This window comes from Streptomyces sp. NPDC006529 (assembly GCF_040611795.1).
GTDB lineage: Bacteria > Actinomycetota > Actinomycetes > Streptomycetales > Streptomycetaceae > Streptomyces.
In genome coordinates, this window is the sequence record NZ_JBEXPB010000049.1 from 1 (window position 1) to 13,128 (window position 13,128).

Below are 13,128 nucleotides of genomic sequence, written 5' to 3' on the forward strand. Positions count from 1 at the left end.
CCCGGCTCCAGGCCATCCCCGAGGTGCTGTCGACGCGCACCCTGCTGGTGTTCGAGGAAACGGACCTGCTGGCCCCGGACGCGGGCCCGGACCAGCCCGCGATGCCGCCGTCGACCAGGAAGTCGGTGGCGTTGACGAAGGAGGAGTCGTCGCTCGCGAGGAAGGCGACGGCGGCGGCGATCTCGGTGGGTTCGGCGAAGCGGCCGACGGGGATGTGCACGAGGCGGCGCGCGGCGCGCTCGGGGTCCTTCGCGAACAGCTCCTGGAGCAGCGGGGTGTTGACGGGGCCCGGGCACAGGGCGTTGACGCGGATGCCCTCGCGGGCGAACTGGACGCCCAGTTCGCGGGACATCGCCAGGACGCCGCCCTTGGAGGCGGTGTAGGAGATCTGGGAGGTGGCCGCGCCCATGATCGCCACGAAGGAAGCGGTGTTGATGATGGATCCGCGGCCCTGGCGCTGCATGTAGGGCAGCGCGGCCTTGCAGCACAGGTAGACGGAGGTCAGGTTGACGTCCTGGACCCGCTTCCAGGCCTCCAGCCCGGTGGTGAGGATCGAGTCGTCGTCCGGGGGCGAGATGCCCGCGTTGTTGAAGGCGATGTCGACGGACCCGTAGGTGTCGAAGGCGGTCTTGAAGAGCGCCTCGACCTCCTCGGGGCTGGTGACGTCGACCTTCACGAAGGTGCCGCCGACCTCTTCGGCCGCGGCCTTGCCGGCCGTCTCGTCGATGTCGCCGCAGACGACGTTGGCGCCTTCGGAGGCGAGCCGGCGGGCGGTGGCGAGGCCGATGCCGCTGCCGGCTCCGGTGATGACGGCGGTACGGCCGACCAGGCGGCGGCAGACGATCTCTTCAGGGGCTCGACTGGACATGGTTCTCAGGCCTCCGTGCTGATGAAGACGTTCTTGGTCTCGGTGAATGCGGTGAGGGCGTCGGGTCCCAGTTCCCGGCCGAGGCCGGACTGCTTGAACCCGCCGAAGGGAGTCCAGTAGCGGACGCTGCTGTGGGAGTTGACGGAGAGGTTGCCCGCGGCGACGGCGCGCGAGACGCGCAGGGCGCGGCCCACGTCGCGGGTCCAGATCGAGCCGGAGAGCCCGTATTCCGTGGCGTTGGCCAGCCGTACGGCGTCCTCCTCGTCCTCGAAGGGCAGGATGACGGCGACCGGGCCGAAGACCTCCTCGGCGGCGACGGGGGCGGTGGGGTCGGCCCCGGTGACGAGGGTGGGCGGGTACCAGAAGCCGGGGCCCTCGGGGGCGGTGCCGCGGACGGCGGTCAGGTCGTCGGTGACGTAGGACCGTACGCGCTCCAGCTGGGCCCGGGAGATGAGCGGGCCCATCTGGGTCTTCTCGTCGGCCGGGTCACCGACGACCACGCCCTCGATCCCGGGCGTGACCAGGTCGAGGAAGCGGTCGTACACGGAGCGCTGGACCAGGATCCGGGTGCGGGCGCAGCAGTCCTGGCCGGTGTTGTCGAGGAAGGCCATGGGGGCGGCGGCCGCGGCGGCTTCGAGGTCGGCGTCGGCGAAGACGATGTTGGGGCTCTTGCCGCCGAGTTCGAGGGTGACGCGCTTGAGCCGGCCGGCGCACGCGGCCATGATCCGCTTTCCCACTCCGGTGGAGCCGGTGAAGACGATCTTCGCCACGCCGGGGTGTTCGACGAGCGCGTCGCCCGCGACCGGTCCGCGCCCGGGCAGCACCTGGAAGAGGTGCTCGGGCAGGCCCGCCTCCAGGGCCAGCTCGGCCAGCCGCAGTGCGGTGAGGGGGGTGGTCTCCGCGGGCTTGAGGATCACCGCGTTGCCCGCGGCGAGGGCGGGCGCCAAGCCCCAGGCGGCGATCGGCATCGGGAAGTTCCAGGGGGCGATCACCCCGATGACGCCGAGCGGTTCGAGGAAGGTGACGTCGAGGCCGCCGGCCACCGGGATCTGCCGGCCGGAGAGCCGCTCCACTCCCCCGGCGGCGAATTCCAGCAGGTCGCGGACGTTGCCCGCTTCCCAGCGGGCGTTGCCGATGGTGTGGCCGGCCTCGCGGACCTCCAGCAGGGCCAGTTCCTCGCGGTGCTCGTCCACCGCGGCGGCGAAGCGGCGCAGCAGCCGGGCCCGGTCGGCGGGCGCGGCGGCCGCCCAGCCGCGCTGGGCCGCGGCGGCCCGTACGACGGCGGCGTCGACGTCGTCCCGTGTGGCGGCCGGGACGGTGGCGACGACTTCCTCGGTGGCCGGGTTCAGTACGTCCAGCGCATCGGATGACACGTGGTGCCTCTCAGTCGTTCGCTCGGTTCCAAGGGGGGCGGGGCGTGCGGCGGTTACAGGCGTTCGAAGGAGCGGCGCAGCTCCCAGTCGGTCACGGCGGAGTCGTAGGCGTCGAGTTCGACGCGGGCCATGTTCCGGTAGTGGGCGACGACTTCGGGGCCGAAGGCGGCCTTGGCGATGTCGCTGTTCTCCCACAGCTCGGCCGCCTCGCGCAGGGTGGTGGGGACGTGCGCGTAGTCGGCGGTGTAGGCGTTGCCCGCGCAGGCCTCGGGCAGCTCCAGCCGGTTCTCGATGCCGTGGAGGCCGGCCGCGACCAGGCCGGCCACCGCCAGGTACGGGTTGACGTCGCCGCCCGGGAGGCGGTTCTCGAAGCGCATAGAGCGGCCGTGGCCGACCACGCGCAGGGCGCAGGTCCGGTTGTCCACCCCCCAGGCGACGGCGGTCGGCGCGAAGGATCCCGGCCGGAAACGCTTGTACGAGTTGATGTTGGGGGCGTAGAGAAGGGAGAAGTCCCGCAGCGCGGCCAGCTGCCCGGCCAGGAAGTGACGCATGACGGGTGACATTCCGCCGTGCACGTCGTCCTTTGCGCCCGCGTCGCCCGCCATCACGTTGCGCCCGTCGGCGTCGTTCAGGGAGAGGTGGATGTGGCAGGAGTTGCCCTCGCGCTCGTCGTACTTGGCCATGAACGTGAGCGAGACGCCCTCCTGCGAGGCGATCTCCTTGGCGCCGGTCTTGTAGACCGCGTGCTGGTCGCAGGTGATCACGGCCTCGTCGTAGCGGAAGGCGATCTCGTGCTGCCCGAGGTTGCACTCGCCCTTGGCGGACTCGACGACCAGGCCCGCGGCCTGCATCTCGTTGCGGATCCGGCGCAGCAGCGGTTCGATCCGGCCGGTGCCGAGGACGGAGTAGTCGATGTTGTACTGGTTGGCGGGGGTCAGGCCGCGGTAGTTGGCGTCCCAGGCCTGCTCGTAGGTGTCCTGGAAGACCATGAACTCCAGCTCGGTGCCCACCATCGCGGTGTACCCGTGCTCCGCCAGGCGCTCCAGCTGGCGCCGCAGGATCTGGCGCGGCGCGGCGACGACGGGCGAGCCGTCGTTCCAGGCGAGGTCGGCCATGACCAGCGCGCTGCCCGGGTTCCAGGGGATGCGGCGCAGGGTGGACAGGTCGGGGTGCATGGCGAAGTCGCCGTAGCCCCGGTCCCAGGAGGACATCTCGTAGCCGTCGACGGTGTTCATGTCGGTGTCGACGGCGAGCAGGTAGTTGCATCCCTCGGTGCCGTGGGACATGACCTCGTCGAGGAAGAACTGCGCGGCGAACCGCTTGCCCTGGAGCCGCCCCTGCATGTCGGGGAAGGCCAGGACCACTGTGTCGATCTCGCCGTCGGCGACCAGGGAGCGGAGCTCCTCGGGCGCGAGCGGCGGCATGCGGTCTACCACGGGAATCTCTCCTTCGGTGAGCCGAGGAGGCCTAAGGTATTGAATAGAACCATTGCTTGGGAAGGGGAGGGGCCGACATGACGAACAACGCGCCGGACGACACGCCGGACAGCGCGCCGCACAGGGGGGCGAGCGGCGGGGCGGCCGACGGGGTGCGCGGACCGTCGCACGACCTGTCGCACGGCCCGGGTGACGGCGGCGCGCTCGCGCGGCTGAACCCCGTCCTGCGCCAGGTGCGGGCGGGCAACGGTTTCGAGGAGGCCCTGGAGCAGATCCTCCAGGTGGTCCGGCTGGGACTGGTGCCGGGCGGCGGACGGCTGCCGCCGGAGCGCGAGCTGGCCGAGCGGATGGGGATCAGCCGGGTCACGCTGCGCGAGGTGCTGAAGGTGCTCCAGGACCAGGGGCTGGTCGAGGCGCGGCGCGGGCGCTACGGCGGAACGTTCGTGCTGCACCGCCCCGATCCCCCGGCCGGCGCCGCCGAGCAGGAGCTGCGGCGCCGCGTCGCCGGCGTGGACATCGAGGACGCGCTGCGCTTCCGCGAGGTGCTGGAGACGGGCGCGGCCGGGCTCTGCGCCGCGCAGGGGCTGGACGACGCCCGGGCGCAGCGGCTGCGCGGGGCGCTCGCCGCGACCCACGACGCGCCGCTCGCGGACTACCGCCGCCAGGACACCCTCTTCCACCTCACCCTGTGCGAACTGGCGGGCTCCGCCACCCTGACGGCCCAGTACGCGGCCGTCCGGGCGACGGTCAACGACCTGCTGGACTGCATCCCGCTGCTGGTGCGGAACCTGGAGCACTCGCAGCAGCAGCACACTGCGGTGGTGGAGGCGGTGTTGGACGGGGACGCGGAGGCGGCCCGCGAGGTGATGCGGGAGCACTGCGGGGGCACGGCGGCGCTGCTGCGGGGGTTCCTGGCGTGACGGGCCGCCGGGCACGCCGTCCGGGCGCCCGGCCCCCGACCTCCGGCCGCGGGGAGGTTTTCGTAACCGCCGTTTAACGCAGGGGTCTTGCGCGCTCCACCCGCTTACCGCAAAGGTACGCTCCACAACCATTGCATTGCCCTAGGCAGGAGCGCACATGGCCGACGACTTCGATGCCCGGCTGACGAAAGCCGCACCCGGATCCGCGCCCTCCGGACCCGCGTCCGGGCCCGACGGCGCGGGCGGCGCCGCCGGCGACGGCGGGAACGACTACCTGGAACGCCGCACCCTGCGCCGCGGCAGCGCCGGCTGGCTGCTGCTGACCGGTCTCGGCGTCGCCTACGTCGTCTCCGGCGACTTCTCCGGCTGGAACGTCGGCCTGAGCAAGGGCGGCTTCGGCGGCCTCGCCATCGCCACCGTCCTCATGGGCGCCATGTACGCCTGCCTGGTCTTCTCCCTCGCCGAACTCTCCACGATCCTGCCCACCGCGGGCGGCGGCTACGGCTTCGCCCGGCGCGCCCTGGGCCCCTGGGGCGGTTTCCTCACCGGCACCGCGATCCTCATCGAGTACATCCTGGCGCCGGCCGCGATCGTCATCTTCATCGGCGACTACGTCGAGTCCCTCGGACTCTTCGGCCTCACCTCCAGCTGGCCGGTCTACCTCGGCTGCTTCGTCGTCTTCATCGGCGTGCACCTGTGGGGCGTGGGCGAGGCGCTGCGGTTCAGCCTCGTCGTCACCGCCATAGCCGTCGCGGCCCTGCTGATCTTCGCCGTCGGCGCCTTCACCGACTTCTCCGTCAGCGGCCTCGACGACATCGCCGTCGACGCGGGGGCGGCGGGGTTGAGCTCCTGGCTGCCGTACGGCGCGCTGGGGATCTGGGCAGCGTTCCCCTTCGGCATGTGGTTCTTCCTCGGCGTCGAGGGCGTACCGCTCGCGGCCGAGGAGGCCAAGGACCCGGTCCGCTCCATGCCGAAGGCGCTCGCCATCTCGATGGGCATCCTGGCGCTCCTCGCGCTGATCACCTTCTTCGCCGCGACCGGCGCGCAGGGCGCGGACGCCGTCAAGGACGCGGGCAATCCGCTGGTCGTCGCGCTGGAGGGGGAGGGCGGGCCGACCGCCCTGAGCCGCTTCGTCAACTACGCGGGCCTGGCGGGCCTGGTGGCCTCCTTCTTCTCCCTCATCTACGCCGGTTCGCGCCAGCTCTTCGCCCTCTCCCGCGCGGGCTACCTGCCCCGCTTCCTCTCCCTGACCAGCAGCCGCAAGGCCCCCTACCTCGGTCTGGTCATCCCCGGCGCGATCGGCTTCGCGCTGGCCGCGGCCACCGGTGACGGGGCCCGGATGCTCAACATCGCGGTCTTCGGCGCGACCATCTCCTACGCCCTGATGGCGCTCTCGCACATCGTGCTGCGCCGCCGGGAACCGGACCTGGAGCGGCCCTACCGCACCCCGGGCGGGGTGCTGACCTCCACGGTCGCCTTCGTACTCGCCCTGTCGGCCCTGGTCGCCACCTTCCTGGTGGACAAGGACGCCGCGTTCATCGCGCTCGCCGTGTACGCCGTCGCCCTCGCCTACTTCGCGTTCTACAGTCGGCACCACCTGGTGGCCTCGGCGCCCGAGGAGGAGTTCGCGGCACTGGCGGCGGCCGAGGCGGAACTGTCCCGGGACTGACCGCCGTCGAGCCCGCGCCGCCCCTGTCCCCGCTCCCCCTCCCGGAGGTACGCACCGTGCCCAAGCCGCTCATCGGCATCACCACCTACGTCGAGGCGTCCACGCGCTACGGCGTGTGGGACCTTCCGACCGCCCTCGTGCCCGCGGGGTACTACGAGCTGGTCCAGGCGTCCGGCGGCACGGCGGTGCTGCTGCCGCCGGACGAGCCCGGGGAGGCGGGGGTGGTCCTGAGCCGGCTGGACGGCCTGGTCGTCGCGGGCGGCCCCGATGTGGACCCGGCCCACTACGGAGCCCCCCGCGACCCCCGTACGGGCTCCCCCGCGACCGTGCGCGACGCCTGGGAACTGGCCCTGATCCGGGCCGCCCTGGCGCAGGGCACGCCGCTGCTGGGGATCTGCCGGGGCATGCAGGCGCTGAACGTGGCCCTGGGCGGCACGCTGGTCCAGCACATCGACGGGCACGCCGGGGAGCCGGGGCCGGTGGCCTGGCATCCGGTGCGGCCGGTGCGGGGGACGCTGTACGGGGCGCTCGTGCCGGAGGTGGCGGAGGTGCCGACGTACCACCACCAGTGCGTGGAGCGGCTGGGGCGGGGCCTGATCGCCTCGGCGCACGCGCTGGACGGGACGGTGGAGGCGATCGAACTCCCGGCCGACGGCGCCGCCTGGGCCCTGGGCGTCCAGTGGCACCCCGAACGCGACAAGGACACCCGCGTGATGTCCGCCCTGATCACCGCCGCGACCCGCGTCCCGACCCGGGTGCACTGACCCGCGGGGCGCACCCTTCCCTCCGCCGGAGCGATCCCCGGGCCCGCCCACACACGCCTGCGGCGGGCGCCCTCAAACGCCGGGCGGGCTGGTTTTCGCTCGGCTGAGCTGGGTTTTCCCCGGCTGAGCTGGGGTTTCCCCCGCTGGGCTGGGTTTTCCCCGGCTGGGCTGGATTTTCCCGGCTTGGCTGGATTTTCCCGGCTGGCGTCAGGACAAGCCCTGAGCCATCGCCCAACGCCACCCGACCTCCTCCAGCCCGCCGAACCCCCCTCCAGCCCCGCCGGCGTTTGAGGCGCCGCCGGAGGCCCCCCGCCGGATGGGCGACCGCTCCGCGCCCGCCCCCATCACGCACCCGGCAGGGGCCGGCGTCATGACGGGGTGGCCCGGGTCAGGGACAGGAGGTCGCGGGCCGGGCCCGCGGGGCGGGTGCCCGCGGGCCAGACGGCCCGCAGCGACCGGCCCAGCGGCACACCGGCCACGGCGACCGCCACCAGCCGCCGCCCCGCCAGCTCCTCCCGCAGCGCCAGCTCCGACAGCACGCACGGCCCCGCCCCGCTCACCGCGGCCGCCTTCACCGCCGTGGTCGAGGCGAGTTCCAGCAGCGGCCGCGCCAGCCCCCCGCACCCGGCCAGCGCAGCGTCCAGCACCTGCCGCGTGCCGGAGCCCCGTTCCCGCAGGATCAGCGGGGTCGCGGCCAGTTCGGCGGGGGCCACCTCCCCCGACCGCCGCCGGGCCCACGGGTGCCCCGGGGCCACCGCGACCACCAGCCGGTCCTGTGCGATGACCACGGCGTCCAGGCCGTCCGGCACCGCGAGCCCCTCGACGAAGCCGAGGTCGGCCTCCCGCGCCAGCACCCGCTCCGCGACCAGCGCCGAGTTGTCGGCCTGGAGGGACACCGCCGTGCCGGGCCGCGCCGCCCGCAGCGCGATCAGCCAGCCCGGCAGCAGGTACTCCGCGATGGTCATGCTGGCGGCCACCCGCAGCCGCGAGTCCCGCGCCCCCCGCAACGCCTGCGCCCCCGCGTCGAAGGCCTCCGCCGCCTCCACGACCCGCCGCGCCCAGTCGGTGACGAGCGCGCCCTGCGCGGTGAGCGTGGACCCGCGCGGCGAACGGTCCACCAGGGCCACCCCCAGCCGCGCCTCCATGGCCCGGATCCGGCTGCTCGCCGCGGGCTGGGTGATCCCCACCTCCCGCGCGGCCGCGCCGAGGCTGCCCACTCGGGCCACCGCGATCAGCAGTTCCAGCGCCCCCAGATCCGGCACCCGGTGCGAGAGCGGGACCACCTGCTCGGCACCCGCGCCACCGACTGCCCCACCGACCGCGCCACCGTCACTCATAACACCAGTTTATGACCTGATAGGGAGATCACCTCTGCCCCCCGCCCCACCCGGGGCGCACGCTGGAGGCATGGTCACCACCGCGCACCCCCGCCCCGCCGCCCACCAGGCACCCGAGGCACCCCCCGCCCCCTCCGCCCAGGCACCCGGAACGGCCGCCACCCCCCGGCGCCCGCTCGCCGCCCTGCGCCACCTCGGCCCGAACTGGTACGCCTGCGTCATGGGCACCGCGATCATCGCCAACGCCGGTGCGACCCTGCCCTACCAGCTCCCCGGTCAGCGCGTGGCCTGCCAGGCCGTCTGGGCCCTGTCCGCGGCCCTCCTGCTCGTCCTGCTCACCGCCCGCGCCGGCCACTGGCTGCACCACCGCGACCAGGCCCGGGCCCACCTGCTGGACCCCGCGGTCGCCCCCTTCTACGGCTGCCTGTCGATGGCCCTGCTCGCGGTCGGCGGCGGCACCCTCATCGTCGGCAAGGACCTCATCGGGCTGCCCGCCGCGATCGCCGCGGACACCGTGCTCTTCACCGCCGGTACCGCGATAGGCCTGGTGATGGCCGTGGCCGTGCCCTACCTGATGGTGGTCCGGCACAAGGTCGAGGCCGCCCAGGCCACCCCCGTCTGGCTGCTGCCGCTGGTCGCCCCGATGGTCTCCGCCGCGCTCGGCCCCCTGCTGATCCCCCACCTGCCCGCCGGCCAGCCCCGCGAGGCGCTGCTGCTGGCCTGCTACGCGATGTTCGGCGTCAGCCTGCTCGCCACCCTGCTGATGCTCCCCCTGGTCTTCGGCCGGCTGATCTTCCAGGGCCCGCTGCCCCTGGCCCTGACCCCCACCCTGTTCCTGGTCCTGGGACCCCTGGGGCAGTCCACCACCGCCGTGAACCAGCTCGCCGACATGGCCCCCCGGTCGATCGGGGCGCCCTACGCCGACGGCCTCGGCGCCTTCGCCGTCGTCTACGGCGTCCCCGTCATGGGGTTCGCCCTGCTGTGGCTCGCGCTCGCGGTCGCCCTGCTGGTCCGCGCGGCCCGGCGCGGCATGGGCTTCGCGATGACCTGGTGGGCGCTGACCTTCCCCCTGGGCACCTGCGTCACCGGCGCGGCGGGCCTGGCCCGGCACACCGGACTGGACGCCTTCGCCTGGCTGGCCGCAGCCCTGTTCCTGCTGCTGGTGGCCGCCTGGCTGGCCGCCGCGTTCCACACCCTGCGCGGCCTCGCCACCGGCCGCCTCCTCGCCGCACCCCGCTGAGCCACGAAAACCCCTACGGGCGCAGCGCCGCCCGCAGGGCCTCGGCCAGGACCGTCGGTGCTTCGGTCAGGGAGGGCCCGTACCAGGTCAGGTGCCGGCCGCTGACGAGTGCGGCGGGCAGCCCCGGGAAGGCCTCCGGACCGTCCCCGGCGGCGAAGGGGTACGGCTCGTCCGGCAGCACCACCAGGTCGCAGCCGGCCGCGCGCAGCTCCCCGGCCGGCACCCGCGGATACCGCTCGGCGTGCCCGGCGTACACGTTGCGCACCCCGAGGCGGGCCAGCAGGTCGCCCGCGAAGGTGTCCCGCCCCAGCACCATCCAGGGCCGACGCCACACGGGTACGAACGCGCTCCGCGCTCGCTGCGGTACCACCCGTTCCCACGCCGCCCCGGCGTCCGCCAGCCAGCCGGGCCGGGCCAGTCCCAGGGCGTCGGTGAACAGCGCCTCCAGCTCGCGCAGGGCGCCGGGCAGGTCGCGGACCTCGGTGACCAGGACCCGTAGCCCGGCGGCGCGCAGCGCGTCGAGATCCTGGGCCCGGTTCTCCTCCTCGTTGGCGACGACCAGGTCCGGGCGCAGGGCGATGACGGCCCGCACGTCCGGGTTCTTCGTGCCGCCGACGCGCACCGCGGCGCCGAGGTCGGCCGGGTGCGTGCACCAGTCGGTGACGCCCACGAGCAGCCCGGGAGCGGTGACCTCGACCGCCTCGGTCAGGGAGGGCACCAGGGAGACGGTCCGCGGCCCCCGCACGCCGGTCAGTGTTCCGGCGAGGGGGGCTCGGAGGTGGCGTGGATGTGGTCCCCGACGGCCACCACGAGGAGCTTGGTGTCCTCGGTCATGGCCCGCCAGCGGTGCCGCACCCCGCCCGAGAGGAACAGCGCGTCGCCGCACTCCAGCCGGTACGCGCGCCCCTCGGCCTCGACCTGGCAGGACCCGGAGACCACGTACATCAGCTCGTCGTTGCGGTGCTGGTACTCGCGGCCCGCGTCCCGGTCCCCGCTGAATTCCAGGGCGTGCAGCTGGTGGTGCCCGCGCACCAGGGGACGGACGCCCGGCGCCGGTTCCAGGCCGTCCTGGTCGGCGGCGCTGACGAGGTCCACCGTGCGGGCCGTGTCGGACGCGGCCAGCAGTTCGACGGCCGTGGTCTCCAGCGCGTCCGCGACCCGTTCCAGGGAGCGCATGCTGGGCCGGGCCCGTTCGTTCTCTATCTGGCTCAGGAAGGGCACCGACAGTCCGCTGCGCGCCGAGACGGCGGCGAGGGTGAGCCGCAGCGCGCGGCGCCGCTTGCGCACGGCCACGCCCACCCGGAGCGGTTCCTTGGTGTCTCTGTCCTTTTCCTTGTCGTCCATGGCGGGGCTGCCCTCCCCTTGTCCGTCGCACATGGGTGTGCTGTAAGCACCTTACGCAGCATCGGCCGCGCGCACCGCTCGCACGGCACGACCGGATCGGGGCCCAGGCGAATTCCGAGCGGTGCTCCAGTGCCGACGGCGGCGCTGCGTACGCGCTCCCCCGCTGCCCGTGACGCGCGTGCCGGGGGGTGTCGGTGGGGTACGGCATCATCGTCAGGGTGACCCGACGCCTTATGCTCCTCGACACCGCTTCCCTGTACTACCGCGCCTACTTCGGCGTACCGGACTCCGTCCGGGCGCCCGACGGGACCCCGGTCAACGCCGTGCGCGGGCTCCTCGACTTCATCGGGCGGCTGGTCCAGGACCACCGGCCGGACGACCTGGTGGCCTGCATGGACGCCGACTGGCGGCCGCACTGGCGGGTGGAGCTGATTCCCTCGTACAAGGCCCACCGCGTCGCCGTGGAGACCGAGACCGGCCCCGACGAGGAGGAGACCCCCGACACGCTCGCCCCGCAGGTCCCGATCATCGAGGCCGCGCTGGACGCCTTCGGCATCGCCCGGGTGGGCGTGGCGGGGTACGAGGCGGACGACGTGATCGGCACACTGACCGCGCGGGCCACCGGCCCGGTGGACATCGTCACCGGCGACCGGGACCTCTACCAGCTCGTCGACGACGCCAGGGCGCGGCGCGTGCTGTACCCGCTGAAGGGGGTCGGCTCGCTCCAGGTGACCGACGAGGCGTGGCTGCGCGAGAAGTACGGAGTGGACGGTCCCGGTTACGCCGACTTGGCATTGTTGCGCGGCGATCCCAGCGACGGGCTGCCGGGCGTGCCCGGAGTGGGTGAGAAGACCGCCGCGAAACTCCTCGACACCTACGGTGACCTGGCCGGAATCCTCGCCGCGGTCGCGGATCCGGCGTCGAAACTCACCCCCGTGCAGCGCAAGCGGCTGGACGAGGCCCGGCCCTACCTCGCGGTGGCCCCCAAGGTGGTCCAGGTGGCCCTTGACGTGCCGCTTCCCGTCTTCGACGCGGCCCTGCCCGCCGCTCCGGCGCACCAGGACGTCGTGGACGCGCTGGCCCACCGATGGGGCCTGGGAGGCGCGGTTGCGCGCCTCACCACCGCACTTCGACCGTGAGGTGGTAACTTAGGTAATCCTAAGTAGGAAGCAGCGCGGAACACCGGGGAGACGCCGTGGCAGAAGGACGAGCCCGCAGGATCGCCACCGCCGAGGTGGTTCGGACCGAGCGACTGAGCGCCCACATGGTGCGCGTCGTCCTCGGCGGAGAAGGCCTGGCCGCCAGGTTCACGGTCGGGGACTTCACCGACCACTACGTGAAACTGCTCTTCGCCCCGGAGGACGTCACCTACGCGGAACCGTGGGACCTGGAAGAGATCAGATCCACCCACCCCCGCGAGCACTGGCCCCGGCAGCGCGCCTACACGGTGCGCTCCTGGGACGCGGTGCGCCACGAACTGACCATCGACTTCGTCGTCCACGGCGACGAGGGCCTCGCGGGCCCGTGGGCGGCGCGCGTCCAGCCCGGCGAGACGGTCCGCTTCCTGGGCCCCGGCGGCGCCTACGGCCCCGACCCGACGGCCGACTGGCACCTCCTGGCCGGTGACGAGAGCGCCCTGCCCGCGATCGGCGCCACCATGGAGCACATGCCGCGGGGCGCCGTGGTGATCGCGCTGGTGGAGGTCTCCGGACCGGACGACGAGCAGAAGATCGCCACGCCGGACGGGATCACCCCGATCTGGATCCACCGGGGCGCGCGGCCCGTCGGCGAAGCCCTGGTCGAGGCGGTCACGGCGCTGCGGTTCCCGACCGGCCGGGTCCAGGCCTTCGTGCACGGGGAGGCGGGCTTCGTGAAGGAGCTGCGCCGCCACCTGCGCACCGAGCGCGGCATCCCGGCCAAGCAGCTCTCGATCTCCGGCTACTGGCGCCTGGGCGAGACGGACGAGGGCTGGCGCGCCATCAAGCGCGACTGGAACGCCCAGGTCGAAGCCGAACAGGAACCCGTCGGCGCCCGGGCCTGACCCCCACGGGCCCCGGTCCGGGTGCCCGCGCCACGGCGCGCCCCGCGCCGACAGGCCGACGTCGCCCCGCACCGCGCCGGAACCGGCCCCGTACGGCGCCCCGCCCCGCGCCGGCGGGCCGACGTGCCGCGGCCGG

Annotated in this window: 11 protein-coding genes and 2 pseudogenes; 7 read left to right on the plus strand and 6 right to left on the minus strand. The window is 73.7% G+C overall.

All coding sequences use genetic code 11. The annotated features are described in order from the left end of the window. A pseudogene (locus ABZY31_RS26315) lies at window positions 1-98 on the plus strand (Lrp/AsnC family transcriptional regulator); the annotation flags it as partial. Here ABZY31_RS26315 and ABZY31_RS26320 read toward each other — a convergent pair. The 3 genes and pseudogenes from ABZY31_RS26320 to ABZY31_RS26330 form a co-directional block, all read right to left on the minus strand. Beyond that, window positions 95-868 (minus strand): annotated as a pseudogene (locus ABZY31_RS26320) (3-oxoacyl-ACP reductase); the annotation flags it as partial. The pseudogenes ABZY31_RS26315 and ABZY31_RS26320 sit on opposite strands and share 4 nt — an antisense overlap. Window positions 869-873: 5 nt before the next feature. After that, window positions 874-2,241 (minus strand): aldehyde dehydrogenase family protein, encoded by a 1,368-nt coding sequence (locus ABZY31_RS26325; protein ID WP_356414729.1) that lies wholly within the window; start codon window positions 2,239-2,241, stop codon window positions 874-876. Window positions 2,242-2,294: 53 nt separating this feature from the next. Further along, a complete protein-coding gene (locus ABZY31_RS26330) occupies window positions 2,295-3,677 on the minus strand; it encodes a glutamine synthetase family protein (RefSeq protein WP_356414732.1) in 1,383 nt (460 codons plus the stop codon). A 77-nt stretch (window positions 3,678-3,754) separates the two neighbouring features. Between ABZY31_RS26330 and ABZY31_RS26335 the strand changes: the two genes are divergently transcribed. From ABZY31_RS26335 to ABZY31_RS26345, 3 genes are all read left to right on the plus strand, one after another. Then, the gene (locus ABZY31_RS26335; RefSeq protein ID WP_356414734.1) at window positions 3,755-4,597 is read left to right on the plus strand and encodes an FCD domain-containing protein; all 843 of its coding nucleotides are present in this window, start codon (window positions 3,755-3,757) and stop codon (window positions 4,595-4,597) included. 157 nt (window positions 4,598-4,754) lie between these two features. Next, the gene (gene eat / locus ABZY31_RS26340; protein ID WP_356414736.1) at window positions 4,755-6,266 is read left to right on the plus strand and encodes an ethanolamine permease; all 1,512 of its coding nucleotides are present in this window, start codon (window positions 4,755-4,757) and stop codon (window positions 6,264-6,266) included. A 56-nt stretch (window positions 6,267-6,322) separates the two neighbouring features. After that, window positions 6,323-7,030: a gamma-glutamyl-gamma-aminobutyrate hydrolase family protein gene (locus tag ABZY31_RS26345; RefSeq protein WP_356414739.1), complete on the plus strand. Its 708-nt coding sequence runs from the start codon at window positions 6,323-6,325 to the stop codon at window positions 7,028-7,030. Window positions 7,031-7,398: 368 nt separating this feature from the next. On the opposite strand, the gene ABZY31_RS26350 is transcribed toward ABZY31_RS26345, so the two are convergent. Further along, the gene (locus ABZY31_RS26350; protein ID WP_356414742.1) at window positions 7,399-8,367 is read right to left on the minus strand and encodes a LysR family transcriptional regulator; all 969 of its coding nucleotides are present in this window, start codon (window positions 8,365-8,367) and stop codon (window positions 7,399-7,401) included. A 70-nt stretch (window positions 8,368-8,437) separates the two neighbouring features. Between ABZY31_RS26350 and ABZY31_RS26355 the strand changes: the two genes are divergently transcribed. After that, a complete protein-coding gene (locus ABZY31_RS26355; protein WP_356414745.1) occupies window positions 8,438-9,607 on the plus strand; it encodes a TDT family transporter in 1,170 nt (389 codons plus the stop codon). A 13-nt stretch (window positions 9,608-9,620) separates the two neighbouring features. Here ABZY31_RS26355 and ABZY31_RS26360 read toward each other — a convergent pair whose 3' ends face one another. Then, window positions 9,621-10,361 (minus strand): helical backbone metal receptor, encoded by a 741-nt coding sequence (locus tag ABZY31_RS26360; protein ID WP_356414832.1) that lies wholly within the window; start codon window positions 10,359-10,361, stop codon window positions 9,621-9,623. Then, window positions 10,358-10,951, minus strand: coding sequence for an XRE family transcriptional regulator (locus ABZY31_RS26365; RefSeq protein WP_356414748.1), 594 nt, complete (start codon window positions 10,949-10,951; stop codon window positions 10,358-10,360). Before ABZY31_RS26365 ends, ABZY31_RS26360 begins: the two co-directional genes overlap by 4 nt. Before the next feature lie 233 nt (window positions 10,952-11,184). Here ABZY31_RS26365 and ABZY31_RS26370 point away from each other — a divergent pair, with 233 nt between their 5' ends. Further along, window positions 11,185-12,090, plus strand: coding sequence for a 5'-3' exonuclease (locus tag ABZY31_RS26370; RefSeq protein WP_356414835.1), 906 nt, complete (start codon window positions 11,185-11,187; stop codon window positions 12,088-12,090). A 56-nt stretch (window positions 12,091-12,146) separates the two neighbouring features. Continuing rightward, complete coding sequence (locus ABZY31_RS26375) at window positions 12,147-12,992, plus strand: siderophore-interacting protein (RefSeq protein WP_356414751.1); 846 nt, start codon at window positions 12,147-12,149, stop codon at window positions 12,990-12,992. Window positions 12,993-13,128 lie beyond the last annotated feature (136 nt).

What these genes read in the sequence shown, in the direction of transcription:
- ABZY31_RS26335 (WP_356414734.1), top strand. Translation starts at nt 3,755, where the DNA reads ATGACGAACAACGCGCCGGACGACACGCCGGACAGCGCGCCGCACAGG.
- eat (WP_356414736.1), top strand. Translation starts at nt 4,755, where the DNA reads ATGGCCGACGACTTCGATGCCCGGCTGACGAAAGCCGCACCCGGATCC.
- ABZY31_RS26350 (WP_356414742.1), bottom strand. Translation starts at nt 8,367, where the DNA reads ATGAGTGACGGTGGCGCGGTCGGTGGGGCAGTCGGTGGCGCGGGTGCC.
- ABZY31_RS26355 (WP_356414745.1), top strand. Translation starts at nt 8,438, where the DNA reads ATGGTCACCACCGCGCACCCCCGCCCCGCCGCCCACCAGGCACCCGAG.
- ABZY31_RS26365 (WP_356414748.1), bottom strand. Translation starts at nt 10,951, where the DNA reads ATGGACGACAAGGAAAAGGACAGAGACACCAAGGAACCGCTCCGGGTG.
- ABZY31_RS26370 (WP_356414835.1), top strand. Translation starts at nt 11,185, where the DNA reads ATGCTCCTCGACACCGCTTCCCTGTACTACCGCGCCTACTTCGGCGTA.